This is a genomic window from Nocardia sp. NPDC047654 (assembly GCF_043205035.1).
GTDB lineage: Bacteria > Actinomycetota > Actinomycetes > Mycobacteriales > Mycobacteriaceae > Nocardia.
The window spans coordinates 31,591-43,590 of record NZ_JBIDDF010000021.1 but is presented as its reverse complement, the minus strand read 5'-3'; the positions used below and the strand labels follow the sequence as shown (position 1 = coordinate 43,590).

Sequence of the window (12,000 nt, the reverse complement as noted above, 5' to 3'; positions counted from 1 at the left end):
GCCACCACCGATGTGCCGGTCGGTCCATCGCCGCCGACCCGAACAAGCTGTCCGGATCGGCCACGATGACCCGTGTTCGCGCGATAGGAAGTCGAAGGTCAGGTCCGGCCGAGCCGGTGGCCTCTGTCAGCGCATGGGCAGCGGGCCCCGCCGGAGCCGCCGCAACGCTCAGCGCGGCTCGCGCCCCAGGTACCGCAGCAGATCACCGACGGCGTCGCCGGACGGGCCGTCGACGATCGCGGCATAGGCCCCCCACTGGCGCAGCGGTTCGACGATCTCCGCCGTCTCGCCGCTGCCGGGCGCCGGGTGACCGGCCCGGGCGGCGGCGAGCAGGTGGGTGGCGAGCTCATCGGTCAACGGCGACGCCTGGCCGGTCGCGATCGCGATGTCCCAGGCGTGGACCGCGGCGTCCAGCGCGCACATCACCGCGGCCACCGGTGTGGCGAGCGCGCCGTGCGGCAGCGGCGTCTGCACCGTCTCGGTGGCGTCGTCCACGGTGCTCCAGGCGAGGGCGGTCTGCTCGATCGCCCCGCGCACCAACTCCGCGGGGGCACCGTCGACCGCGCCGGACGGCTCGAACGGGTTGTAGGCCGGACCGTCGCCGATGCCGAGGAACTCGGCGAACGCCAGCTGGTCACCGGCGGCGTGCTGGACGACCTGCGTCACATCCCATTCCGAGCACGGGGTCGGCAGATGCCACTGATCCGCCCGCACACCGGCGACGACGCTCTCCAGTGCGCGGTAGGAATCGGCGAGCACGCCGCGCCAGACGGGGCGCAGAGTCGCGGCGGCGGTGGTGGTGGCGTTCATGTCGGAGCCCTTCGGTCGTTTTTCGGTGCTGACATAAGCCTATGCGGGCATTAGGCTACTTTCATTCCTAATTGACCCGGGAGGAAAAAGTGGCCTCGACCACTCCGCGACTGCTGCGGTTGCTCGCGTTGCTCCAGGACCGCGCACACACCGGACGCGAACTGGCCGAGCGTCTCGGCGTCACCGATCGCACCCTGCGGCACGACATCCAGCGCCTGCGCGAGCTGGGCTACCCGGTGCACGCCGAACGCGGCGCCATCGGCGGCTACCGGCTCGGCCGCGGCGCGACCATGCCGCCTCTGCTACTGGACGACGACGAAGCGGTGGCCGTCGCCGTCGCGGTCGGACTCGCCGAGGACGGCTCCACCGGCATCGCGGACATCGCCGAGCACGTCACCAAAGCACTGGGCAAATTGGATCAGATCCTGCCGAAACGCTTGCAGCGCAAGGTCTCCGCGTTGCGTGACGCGACGGCGATCGGCCCGGCCACGACCGGATCGCGCGAGCCGGACGCGCCGGTACCCGCCGCCGTGCTCACCACCCTGGCCGGGGCCATCCGCGACGGCGCGACGGTCCGGATCGCCGAAGCCGGGATCGAAGCGTCTATCGAGGTGGAGCCGTACCGGCTGATCAACTGGCAGCGCCGCTGGTATCTGGTCGCCTACAGCCTGGAAGACCACACGTGGCGCGCGATCCCGGTGGCCCGGATCAGCCACGCCGAAGGCGGTTCCCGCCGCTTCGCCGCACGCTCGCTTCCGGATGACGATCTGGTCGCCTTCGTCATGCGGCACGTCGCGACAACCGGATGGAAGGTGCGGGCGCGGGTCACCGTGCTCGCACCCGCCGAGACGGTCATCGCCCGCATCAATCCCGCCGTCGGCGTGGTCGAGGCCGTGGACGCGGACACCTGTGTGCTCTACACCGGCGCGGACGCGCTGGAGACCATCGCGATCTACCTGTCCATGCTGATGATGGATTTCCGCGTCGACGGGCCGCCGGAGCTGGTCGCCCACATCCGTACCCTCGGCCGCCGGTACACCGAGTCCGTCGCCGACTCCTGAATTCGAACTGATCGGCACTCGACCGACCAGCGCTGCCGCTGCACACGGCACACGGCACACGGCACACGGCACACGGCACACGGCACACGGCACACGGCACACGGCACACGGCACACGGCACACGGCACACGGCACACGAGGATTCGCGCACGCGCCAACCCAACACACTCGCTCACCAAGAAAGTAGGGAAGAACCCCTCACAAGCACGAACGAAGCCGTCGGCAGGCGAGCCGGGGGCCATACCGGTGCCTCGACACCAGCCCGCAGGAACGATTACTGCCGGAGTCGCCACTCGCGCAGCCGCTCCCGCTGGGACCCGTGGTCTCGACCCCGGGGTACCGACCCGGCTGAACCCGGGATCGGTACCCCGGAACGACAGTCGTCAGGAATGCCCGATGGTGGTAGCCGCGTCGGCGGTCTTCCGCATCGGGATCAAGGCGGTCAGGCCGATCGCGACCAGCGCCGCCACCATCGCGATGAGGAAGGTGGTGTGGAACCCGTCGCGCGAGGGCAGCAGGTGCGGGCCCAGCTGCATGGTCATGTGCGCCAGCACCACGCTCATCACCGCCGCGGAGGTCGAGGTACCGATCGAGCGCATCAGCGAGTTCAGGCCGTTGGCCGCCGCGGTCTCGGTGATCGGCACCGCGCCCATGATCAGCGCGGGCATCGCCGCGTACGCCAGGCCGACGCCGCCCGCGACGATCACCGCGGCGAGCATGATCTCCCAGACGCTGTTCATCAACACCACCGCGCACAGGTACCCGACCGCGATCACCGCCGATCCGAGTGCGAGAGTGACCTTGGGGCCGCGGCTCGCCGACAGCCGCGCCGACACCGGCGACAGCAGCATCATCACGAAACCGGTCGGCGCCAGCGCCAACCCGGCGCTGATCATGGACAGCCCGAAGCCGTAACCGGTCTGCTCCGGCGCCATCAGCAGCTGCGGGAAGGTCAGCGACATGCCGTAGAGCGCGAAGCCGACGGCGATCGAGGCCGCGTTGGTGAACAGCACCCGCGGTCGCGCCGAGACCCGCAGGTCCACCAGCGGTGAACGCTGCCGCAGTTCGAAAGCGCCCCAGCCGAGGAACACCACCAGAGATACCGCGAACAGGATCAGGATCGGGGCGCTGGCCCAACCCCAGTCCGCGCCTTTTGTGATCGCGATGAGCAGCGCGAGCAGTGCCGCCGACAACCCGATCGCACCGCCGAAATCGAATCGGGCGGGTGTGCGCACCGGCGACTCCGGCACCAACACGAAAACCACGGCGGCGCAGACGACGCCGAGCGCGGCGGACGTCCAGAACAGCACGTGCCAGTTCGCGTTCTGCGCGATGGCCGCCGCGACCGGCAGGCCGATCGCGCCGCCGACGCCGAGCGTGGCACTCATGATCGCCATCGCGGAGCCCACCCGCTCGGCGGGTAATTCGTCCCGCATGATGCTGATGCCCAGTGGAATGGCGCCGACCGCCGCACCTTGCAGCGAGCGGCCGACGATCTCGGGCAGCAGCGTGGAGAACGACGCGCAGACCACCGAACCGGCCACCAGTAGAAGCAGGTTCGCGAACAGGATGCGGCGCTTGCCGAACATGTCGCCGAGACGTCCGCTGATCGGCGTCGCCACCGCGCCCGCCAGCAGGGTGGCCGTGACGACCCAGGAGGCGTTGGACGCGGAGGTGTTCAGCAGCGTGGGCAGTGCCGGAATGATCGGGATGACCAGCGTCTGCATGAGCGAGACGACGACACCGACCATGCCGAGCGTCGCGATGAGCAAGGCCGGCGCGGGACGCCGGTCGCTGGAATCAGAGACGGTCGAAGACGCGTCGGCGGTTACTGTCACGTATGCACGGTACATATGGTGTGTATGCTGCACAATTTGGTATCGACGTGATCCTCGCGACATAGTGGGGCATGTCCGATTCCGGTCCCGGCGACGACGCAGCGCTGAGCCGCCTCGCCTACGAGCTCTCGCTACTGTCCAGGCACTTTCCCGCCGCGCTGCTACGGCGCCCCGGCTTCCAGCTCGACCGCTCGGCGTATCTGATCTTGACCAGGCTGGAACTGGACCACCCGCTGAGTCTGCGCGAGCTGTCCGAAGCGTTCCGGTTGGACATTTCCACGATCAACCGGCAGGTCGCGGCGATGCTCAGGCAAGGGTTGGTCGACCGGGTGCCCGACCCCGACGGGGGCATCGCCCGCAAGATCCGCGCCAGCCCGAAAGGGCTGGAGTCACTGGCCTCCGACCGCGTGCAGAGCCGCCAAGGCATCGGCGCCGTGGTGGCCGACTGGACCGAGGCCGACATCGATCAACTCAGCAAGCTCATCGCGCGCTTCAACCAGTCGGTCGAGGACAAAGAGCACAATCCGTGGCCACGCCCGCCCGACCTCGCGTGACGAACGGTCATGCGATCAATCGCGCCCGTCCGAGCCTTCGGCGCCGCACTGATGTTCGCCGGGGCATGGCTCAACACCCGTGACGGTAAACCTCGTGCGGCCACGCCACCGCCGATCGCACCGGATGCCGACGATTCGCCCCTCTCCCCGGGATCACGGCGTTAGGCTCCCCCGCATGCGCGAGCCACATCGGGCGACGAACACCGCGTGGTGGGACAACTACCTGGTCGCACTGGTCGGTCTGCTGCTCGCGGGCGGACTCGCCTTCGCCGCCGTCACCGCGGCTCAGGCGGGCGCCTACCCGCTGGCCATTGCCTTGGGAGCGCTGGCCGTTCCCTTCGCCCTGCCCACCGTCGTCCAGATCGTGGGCGAAATCGTGGTCTACCTGACTCTGATCGGATTCGTCCTGCTCTTGCCGGTGCTGGTCGTCAGTCCCGGGTTACGCCGGTGGGGGAAGAAGCGGTGGCGCAGCCTGCGGTTGGTCGCCTGACTTCCCGAGCACAGCCCGGCGGAGCGAACCGAAGTGTCGAACATCAAGCGGTATAGGGATGTTCGGCCCGTGCCGACCGCAGTGCACGCCCCCACCAGACCAGCTGGCCGAGCAGTTGATCGGCGGCTGACACCGGCATCTCCGGATCGGTCGGCTGCCCTGCGGAGTCGAATCGCCTGCCCGCATCGTGAAAGCTCACCGTGTCGCGCACGGTGACCGCGTGCAGTTCGGCGAACACATGCCTGAGGTGCTCGACCGCGCGTAAACCGCCGGAGATCCCGCCGTAGGAGACGAATCCCACCGGCTTGGCCCGCCATTCGGTGTAGTGCCAATCGATGGCGTTCTTGACCGACGCCGGATAGCTGTGGTTGTACTCGGGTGTCACCACGACGAAAGCGTCCGCCGCGGCCAGCCGGGGCCCCACCGCTGCCAGCGCCCGCGCCGCCTCGGGCCCGGGGTGGTGGGAAAGTTGTTGCGGCAAGGGTGTTTCGGCCAGATCGACGACGTCGACGGTGACGTCGTCGCGCCGGTCGGCGTGTTCGGCGAACCAGGTGGCGACGGTCGGGCCGAAGCGGCCCGTACGGGTGCTGCCGACGATCACGGCGAGCTGAATCGGGTGGTCGGACATGGTGGTTCCCTTCGACGCGTGCGTTGCACACAACAGCGTCGGACCTGAACCACGCTTCAGGTCAAATCGGCGAGCGCCGATCAGACCTCCAGGTCCTCCTCGATGCCCTTCAGGCGGTGCCTGGCCATCGCCAGATTCGCCCGGCCGCGGTCCAGCGCCAGGTAGAGGAACAGGCCCTTGGACTTGCGGCCGGTCATCGGACGGATGATGTGGTACTGCCCGGACAGCGTGATGAGGATGTCCTCGATGTCCTCCTTGAGCCCCAGCTGGTCCATGGTCCGCATCTTGGCGCGCACCACCTCGGTGTTGCCCGCGCCCGCGACCTGGAGATCCAGGGACTTGGAACTGCCGAGCATGCCCAGCGCCATACCGCTGTTGTAGTCGACCACGGCGGCGCCGATCGCGCCGTCGATCACCATCATGTCTTTGAGGGCCAGATCCATAGTGGACATAAGTGTTCCTTTCAGTGGGTTTTCGTTGTCTGTTCGCTTCGTGCGTCGGTCGCCACCGGCGTCAGCAAGTCGGCGATCGCCCGCGCCGCCGGGCGGGATTCCAGATGCAGCCTGCCGATGTTCACCTCGGGGGCGGCCAGAACGGTCAGCGACGTCCAGCCCGCCGCGTAGATGACCACGTGCCCGCTCGTGCCGTGCACCACCACCTCGCTGAACCCGCCGCCATGCGCGGTGGTGGCCAGCCGGTGCGACAGCGACAGCTGCGAGGCGGCCATCGCCGCCATCCCGTTCGGCTCGATCTGCGCAGGTAGATCGTGGGCGACAAGCAGCCCGTCGTTGGATGCCACGAGCGCGCCGGTCAGCCGAGGGACGCGATCGCGCAGGGCCTTCAGCTCCAGAAGCACCGCCGCGTTCGGTTCGGGTCCGGACATCGCCACCTTGGTCAACCTTCCCATCACATTGCCGAGCAGTTTCTTCCGCGCGGTCACGCGAGCTCCTCCAAAGCCGCTTGCAGGCGGACGAGCAGGTCCCGGTCCGGCGGTTCCGAACGCTCCGCGACGGGGACCGGCGCCGAGTGCCGCCCGCGGCGTCTCGGAAGCCGGCCCGGCTCGGCGCTCACGGTTGCGACCGCCACGGGCTCGTCGGTCACCGGTTCGGGTGCGACCGGCCGGGCCGCCACCAGGACGGATGTTCCGGCGGGCGGCTCGATCAGCCCCGCGGCGGTCAGATCCCGCACCGCGACCAGACATCCATAGGTGGTGCGGCCCAGTTCGCGGCCGATCCCCGCGACACTGCGCCGCGCGTCCGCGGCGGCCAGCACCTCGGCCTGCCCCCCGGTGAGCACCAGACGGCGCCGCCGCACCCGGCGCACCGGCACGACCGGCACCCGATCGACCAGATCCGCGGGCCACGGCCCGGACTCCGGATCGCCGCGCCGCGCGCACTCCTGCACGAGAGTCCGCGGCGGGATATGGCAGACCGGGGCCAGCCAGTGCGGTGGGGCCGGACGGAACTCCGGGACGGCGGGCGAGGCCAGCAGGAAGTAGGCGGCGTCGAAAACCGACAGCATGGCGAGGGTTTCCAGCCGGGGCCGCCCCAGCACACGGCCGGGATCGCCCGCCCCCGCGCGCCGCCAGTCCTCGGCGGTCGCCACGCCCGCCTCGACGACCAGCCGGTCCAGTCCCGTGGTGCGGCGGCAATCGGCGGAAACGATCGCGCCTTCGGCGAGGTGAAACGCACCGTCGCCCGCGCGCAGCACGCCCGTACGTCCTTCCTTCTCCAGCCGCCGCAATTCGACCGCGAGTTCAGGACTCATCGGTGTCCTCGGCCAATTCATCGAGAATTCCGCGCAGCTGATATCGCGCCATCGCGAGATTCCCGGTGTCCTCGTCGAACAGCACGTGTACGAAAAGCCGTCCGTCGAAGTCGCCGTTCACCAGGTTCAGCAGGTGGTATCCGCGGGTTCCGCAGACGATGATCTCGGTGACGTCGTCACCGTCGCCGCCGCTCGACAATGCCGGGCAGGCGAGCACCGCGCGCACCACATCCGTTGTGGCGGCGGCATCTTCGTGCTCGTCCAGCACCTCGTGCCTGCCGTCCGCGGCGATCGCCAGACCGCTCGCACCGTCCACCAATGTCACACTGCGCGCACCGGGAATATCCATGATGCGTTTCAGACAACCGTCGATACCGATCACGCGCCACCACTTGTCATGTGAGGGGTTTACGGGTTCCAGACGCTACACACGCGCACCGCACGCTGTACAGCTAATCGGGGAGAAATTTCCGGTAAAAAACATTTTCCCTGGCAGCGCGTAATAAATACCTTTTGGTATTCAATACCTATTGGTATTCAATACCCGTCGGTTTTTCGATCTCGACACGCCGACCCGGCCACAATAAATCCTCGATACGGCCGCTCGACTGCTCCGGTGCCACATACGCGACACGCCTGCGACTGTGCACGCACGGGCAGGCGTCACCGACACCGCACGCCTTCGCCGGCGTGCGCCGCGCACGGAGGCATGCCATGCCGGGGAGACCGGCACACCGGGCAGTCATCTCGCAGCAATTACAAGATCGGCGATACACCCGCTCGAAGGACCGGGCGGCTACACCGGACGAAATCAGCCGGCGGTGAGGCCGGTGGAGATCTTGACCACGACCTTGTCGTCGGTCACCTCCTGCACCGCGACGGTGCTTCCGTCGGCGGACCGGGTCTCCCCGACCGGCACCGTGACCTCCTGACCACCCACCGACAGGGTGACCAGGTTGCCGTTCACGCCAATGAGTTTCGCTTCGATGCCCAGGATGCTCGCTTTGGCGTCCACACCGCGGGCGAATGTCACCGTGCAGCCGCTCAGGGCGCAATCGGTCTTCGTACCAGGGCCTTCCGTCGTGCAGGCAGCGACGCCGAGGGGAACCACCAAGGCGAAGAACGACACTGCGACGAGCCGACGAAAAGTCACCCGCTCAGTGTAGGGCCGGCCGCCCTCCCTGTCCGCAGCGTTGGTCGCGCCTTACGCCTTACCGCGCAGGTAATCGCTCACCACGGCGGCGCCGAGACCGTCCAGATCCGGCATCACCACGCGCCCACCGCTGCGGCGGGCCATCAGATCGACGAACGCGGCCAGGCGCGGGTCCTCCCCGAGCATGAACACCGTCACCGACGCACCCAGCTTGGCCAAGGCGTCGACCTGCGCCATCGTCACAGCCAGCGTGCGCTGCGCGGGCGGCCAATCGAAGTACGTCTGGCCGTCCGGCTCCAGATGCGCGGTCGGCTCGCCGTCGGTGACGACGAGCACGATCGGCACCGCGTCCGGATGCCTGCGCAGGTGCCCTGCGGCGAGCAGCAGCGCGTGGTGCAGATTGGTGCCCTGCTCCCAGACGCCTTCCAGCGCGGTCAGTTCGCCGATGTCCACGGTCGTCGCGTGCCTGCCGAAGGTGATCACGCTCAGCGCGTCGGAGCGGAACCTGGTGGCGATCAAGTGGTGCAGCGCCAAGGCGGTGCGCTTCATCGGCACCCATCTCCCGTCCTGCACCATCGACCAGGACGTGTCCACGCACAGCGCGACGGCGGCCCTGGACCGCTGCTCGGTCTCCATGATCTCGACATCGGCAACGTCCAGCCGCACACCGCGTTTGCCCGTCGACGCCGACCGCAGCACGGCATTGCGGACGGTCCGCGACACGTCCCACGGCTCGGTGTCGCCGAACCGCCAGGCCCGGGAACCGCCGGTCGGCTCACCCGCGGCACCCGCCAGTGCCGTGTCCCGCTCACCGCGACGGGATCGCAAGCGTCCGACGACGTCACGCAGCGCCACCTCGCCGAGCCGGCGCAAAGCCTTTGGCGTCAGTCGCAGTGAGCCGTCCTGTGCGCGCTCGAAGATGCCTTGCCCGCGCAATTCGCGCTCCAGTTCGGCCAGCCGGGCGGCATCCACGCTCGCGTCCGCACCGAGGTGGCGGGCCAGCGCGTCCAGGTCGATGTCCTCCAAACGCGCACCGGCATAGGACTGGCCGAGTTGCTCGGCGAGCGCGTCGAGTTCGGCGAGATCTTGCAGGGCTTGCGCGCCTTCGCCGAGGCCGAGCGGGTCGTCGCCGCGGAACCTCCGACCGGAGTTCCAGTCCTCTCCGGGACGTAGCGCCCGCAGATGCGCGTCCAGCGCGGAGACCTGCTGGGCGATCCCCGGATCGCCGAACGCCTGGCCGATCAGCTCGGACAGCTCCGCGCGCTGCTGCTCGGACATCGAGTTCATCATGCGCTGCGCGGCGGCGGCGCGGGCGGCGAGCGCGTCGATCAGTTCCTCGGTGTCGCGCGGATTCTCCGGGAAGAATTCGCCGTGCTCGGCCATGAACTCGGCGAACCGCTGCTCGGTGTCCTCACCCCTGGCGTGGGCGGCGAGCAGGTCGTTCAGGTCGGCCATCATCCGCCGGACCCGCTCCACGTCCTGCGCAGTGGTGTTCCGCAAAGCCTGTTTCATCCCCTGGAAGCGCGATTCCAGCAGCTCGCGGCCGAGCAGGTCACGGATCTTCTGATAGTTGTCGCGGCCGGTCTGCGACCGCCAGGGGTACTCGGCGAGTTCGGTGACGGCGGCGGCCGTGCTCGACGGCAGTGCGTCCAGCTGCGCTTCGGCGAACCTGGCGTCGTCGGACGGGTCGGGGAACAGGGCGCCGCGCTCGGCTTCCAACGCCTCTTCGAGCAGTTCCCGGACCTGTTGCAGCGTGCCGTCCAGCCGGTGGCTCCTGGCGATCTCCGCGCGGCGCTGCCACAACCGGCGCGTCAGTTCCTCCAGCCCCGGCATGGTACGAGTGCCGCGCCGCAACAGCTCTTGCAGGGCGTTGCGCGGCGAACTGCCCTCCATGACGTCGCGACCGATCCGGTCCAGCGCCTCCCGCAGGTCCAGCGGGGGCGCCAACGGATCGGGCCCCTCGTGATAGGGGCCGTAGGAGTAGCGGTCGGGGGTCGTCACGACGCCTCGCCGGGAACGACGGCGGTCATCGGCCGTACACCGCCGAGCCGTCGTCGGAGTCCTTCGCGATTTGACGGGCCAGGTACAGCGCCTCCAGCGCGAACTCGACGGCAGAGGCGATCCGCGGCGGCGGATCGGCCGCGTCGACGCCGAGCCGTTCGGCGACTTCGTGCAGCACAGGCAGTTCGGGCAGGGCCGAGAGGACTTCCTCCCCGGTGACGCGTTCGCCGGTGGTTACCGGATGCCCGTCGCCGACCGCCTCGGCCAGTGGCCGCAGGTTCAGGCCGCCGAGCAACGCCCGCGCCGTCTCGGAGAACGAGCGGCGCAGCAGGTGGGTGAGATGTTCCTGCTCACGCCCCTCCTCACCGGATTCGAACTCCAGCTTGCCGCGCAACACCGCGGGAACGGACTCGAGGTCGACGGGCCGCGCCACCGCGGGACTCTCCCCCGTCACCGCCGACCTGCGCAGCGCCGCCGCCGCCACCGTCTCGGCCGCGGCAACGGCGAAGCGCGCGGACACCCCCGAGCGCTGGTCGATCGCGGACGACTCGCGCAGCTGACGCACGAACCGAGCGAGCACCTCGATCAGCGGATCGCCCACCTCGGCCACCAGTTCGGCCTCCTGGCGCACCAGCGCCACCTCGGCCTCGACGCTGAGCGGATAGTGGGTGCGGATCTCCGCACCGAAACGGTCCTTCAGCGGTGTGATGATGCGGCCGCGGTTCGTGTAGTCCTCCGGGTTGGCGGTGGCCACGAGCAATACGTCCAGCGGCAGGCGCAGCGTGTAGCCGCGGACCTGGATATCGCGTTCCTCCATCACGTTCAGCAGCGCGACCTGGATGCGTTCGGCGAGGTCGGGCAGCTCGTTGATCGCCACGATGCCGCGGTGCGCGCGCGGGACGAGACCGAAGTGAATCGTCTCGGGATCACCGAGACTGCGCCCCTCGGCCACCTTGACCGGGTCGACGTCACCGATCAGGTCGCCGACGGAGGTGTCGGGCGTGGCGAGCTTCTCGGCGTACCGCTCCGAGCGATGCCGCCACGCGACGGGCAGGTCGTCGCCGAGTTCCTCGGCCAGCCGCCGACCGGCCGGGCTGATCGGGTCGAGCGGGTGTTCGCCCAGCTCGGCCCCTGCGATCACGGGCGTCCATTCGTCCAGCAAGCCGACCAGGGAACGCAGCAGCCGGGTCTTGCCCTGGCCGCGCTCGCCGAGCAGCACGACGTCGTGCCCCGCCAGCAGCGCGCGTTCCAGCTGCGGCACCACCGTTCGGTCGAACCCGACGATGCCGGGCCAGGGGTCACCGCCGGAACTCAGCAGCGCGAGGAGGTTCTCGCGGATCTCGGTCTTCACGCCACGCGGCAGATAGCCGGCCGAACGCAGGTCGCCCGCGGTGGTGGGCAGATGTGCGGGAACTTTCACGAATTCGACGCTACGTCCATTTCGCCATCGGGTCGACCGGGAAGCAAGCGCGGGACGCCGACCTGTCGGCACGCTATCGGCCCGGCGACGAAGGAACGCATCCCTTCGGCCTCCCGGGTTCGTGCACGGGCCCGCAGTCACCCGAAGCGGCGAGCCCATCGGAGTCGGGACTCTCACAGCAGAAAAGCCCCTGCGTGAGGGGCTTTTCTCGAATCAGGATCGGCCGTCGCCCGATTCGCAGGACCCGGCGAAGCTACTCGCGGCTCCGAAGAGACGAG

13 protein-coding genes are annotated in these 12,000 nt (G+C 69.0%); 3 read left to right on the top strand and 10 right to left on the bottom strand.

The genetic code is table 11. The features are described from left to right. Positions 1–168 precede the first annotated feature (168 nt). Entirely contained in the window at positions 169–810 is a 642-nt protein-coding gene (locus ACGF7Y_RS32995; RefSeq protein ID WP_393240797.1) for a TIGR03086 family metal-binding protein, read from the bottom strand. 89 nt (positions 811–899) lie between these two features. Here ACGF7Y_RS32995 and ACGF7Y_RS32990 point away from each other — a divergent pair, with 89 nt between their 5' ends. After that, positions 900–1,871, top strand: a complete 972-nt coding sequence (locus tag ACGF7Y_RS32990; RefSeq protein WP_393240922.1) for a helix-turn-helix transcriptional regulator — start codon at positions 900–902, stop codon at positions 1,869–1,871. Between the two features lie 383 nt (positions 1,872–2,254). Here ACGF7Y_RS32990 and ACGF7Y_RS32985 read toward each other — a convergent pair whose 3' ends face one another. Further along, positions 2,255–3,709 (bottom strand): MFS transporter, encoded by a 1,455-nt coding sequence (locus ACGF7Y_RS32985; RefSeq protein ID WP_393240794.1) that lies wholly within the window; start codon positions 3,707–3,709, stop codon positions 2,255–2,257. Positions 3,710–3,780: 71 nt separating this feature from the next. On the opposite strand from ACGF7Y_RS32985, the gene ACGF7Y_RS32980 reads away from it, so the two are divergent. Together ACGF7Y_RS32980 and ACGF7Y_RS32975 are read left to right on the top strand one after the other, a co-directional pair. Then, positions 3,781–4,263: a MarR family winged helix-turn-helix transcriptional regulator gene (locus ACGF7Y_RS32980; protein WP_393240791.1), complete on the top strand. Its 483-nt coding sequence runs from the start codon at positions 3,781–3,783 to the stop codon at positions 4,261–4,263. A gap of 175 nt (positions 4,264–4,438) precedes the next feature. Next, on the top strand, positions 4,439–4,753 hold the full coding sequence (locus tag ACGF7Y_RS32975; protein WP_393240788.1) for a hypothetical protein: 315 nt from the start codon (positions 4,439–4,441) through the stop codon (positions 4,751–4,753). 43 nt (positions 4,754–4,796) lie between these two features. On the opposite strand, the gene ACGF7Y_RS32970 is transcribed toward ACGF7Y_RS32975, so the two are convergent. From ACGF7Y_RS32970 to ACGF7Y_RS32935, 8 genes are all read right to left on the bottom strand, one after another. Beyond that, entirely contained in the window at positions 4,797–5,381 is a 585-nt protein-coding gene (locus tag ACGF7Y_RS32970) for an NADPH-dependent FMN reductase (protein WP_393240785.1), read from the bottom strand. Between the two features lie 80 nt (positions 5,382–5,461). Next, a complete protein-coding gene (locus ACGF7Y_RS32965; protein ID WP_040869544.1) occupies positions 5,462–5,833 on the bottom strand; it encodes a hypothetical protein in 372 nt (123 codons plus the stop codon). A gap of 11 nt (positions 5,834–5,844) precedes the next feature. Further along, entirely contained in the window at positions 5,845–6,321 is a 477-nt protein-coding gene (locus tag ACGF7Y_RS32960; protein ID WP_245549078.1) for a roadblock/LC7 domain-containing protein, read from the bottom strand. Continuing rightward, the gene (locus tag ACGF7Y_RS32955; protein WP_393240782.1) at positions 6,318–7,148 is read right to left on the bottom strand and encodes a hypothetical protein; all 831 of its coding nucleotides are present in this window, start codon (positions 7,146–7,148) and stop codon (positions 6,318–6,320) included. The genes ACGF7Y_RS32960 and ACGF7Y_RS32955 overlap by 4 nt, the downstream gene beginning before the upstream one ends. Beyond that, the gene (locus ACGF7Y_RS32950) at positions 7,138–7,497 is read right to left on the bottom strand and encodes a hypothetical protein (protein WP_391464315.1); all 360 of its coding nucleotides are present in this window, start codon (positions 7,495–7,497) and stop codon (positions 7,138–7,140) included. The genes ACGF7Y_RS32955 and ACGF7Y_RS32950 overlap by 11 nt, the downstream gene beginning before the upstream one ends. A 462-nt stretch (positions 7,498–7,959) precedes the next feature. After that, positions 7,960–8,301, bottom strand: coding sequence for a hypothetical protein (locus ACGF7Y_RS32945; RefSeq protein ID WP_357957422.1), 342 nt, complete (start codon positions 8,299–8,301; stop codon positions 7,960–7,962). A 51-nt stretch (positions 8,302–8,352) separates the two neighbouring features. Beyond that, positions 8,353–10,302, bottom strand: coding sequence for a VWA domain-containing protein (locus ACGF7Y_RS32940; protein WP_393240778.1), 1,950 nt, complete (start codon positions 10,300–10,302; stop codon positions 8,353–8,355). Positions 10,303–10,327: 25 nt separating this feature from the next. After that, positions 10,328–11,722, bottom strand: a complete 1,395-nt coding sequence (locus tag ACGF7Y_RS32935) for an ATP-binding protein (protein ID WP_393240775.1) — start codon at positions 11,720–11,722, stop codon at positions 10,328–10,330. Positions 11,723–12,000 lie beyond the last annotated feature (278 nt).

What these genes read in the sequence shown, in the direction of transcription:
- ACGF7Y_RS32970 (WP_393240785.1), bottom strand. Translation starts at nt 5,381, where the DNA reads ATGTCCGACCACCCGATTCAGCTCGCCGTGATCGTCGGCAGCACCCGT.
- ACGF7Y_RS32950 (WP_391464315.1), bottom strand. Translation starts at nt 7,497, where the DNA reads ATGGATATTCCCGGTGCGCGCAGTGTGACATTGGTGGACGGTGCGAGC.
- ACGF7Y_RS32995 (WP_393240797.1), bottom strand. Translation starts at nt 810, where the DNA reads ATGAACGCCACCACCACCGCCGCCGCGACTCTGCGCCCCGTCTGGCGC.
- ACGF7Y_RS32955 (WP_393240782.1), bottom strand. Translation starts at nt 7,148, where the DNA reads ATGAGTCCTGAACTCGCGGTCGAATTGCGGCGGCTGGAGAAGGAAGGA.
- ACGF7Y_RS32980 (WP_393240791.1), top strand. Translation starts at nt 3,781, where the DNA reads ATGTCCGATTCCGGTCCCGGCGACGACGCAGCGCTGAGCCGCCTCGCC.
- ACGF7Y_RS32965 (WP_040869544.1), bottom strand. Translation starts at nt 5,833, where the DNA reads ATGTCCACTATGGATCTGGCCCTCAAAGACATGATGGTGATCGACGGC.
- ACGF7Y_RS32975 (WP_393240788.1), top strand. Translation starts at nt 4,439, where the DNA reads ATGCGCGAGCCACATCGGGCGACGAACACCGCGTGGTGGGACAACTAC.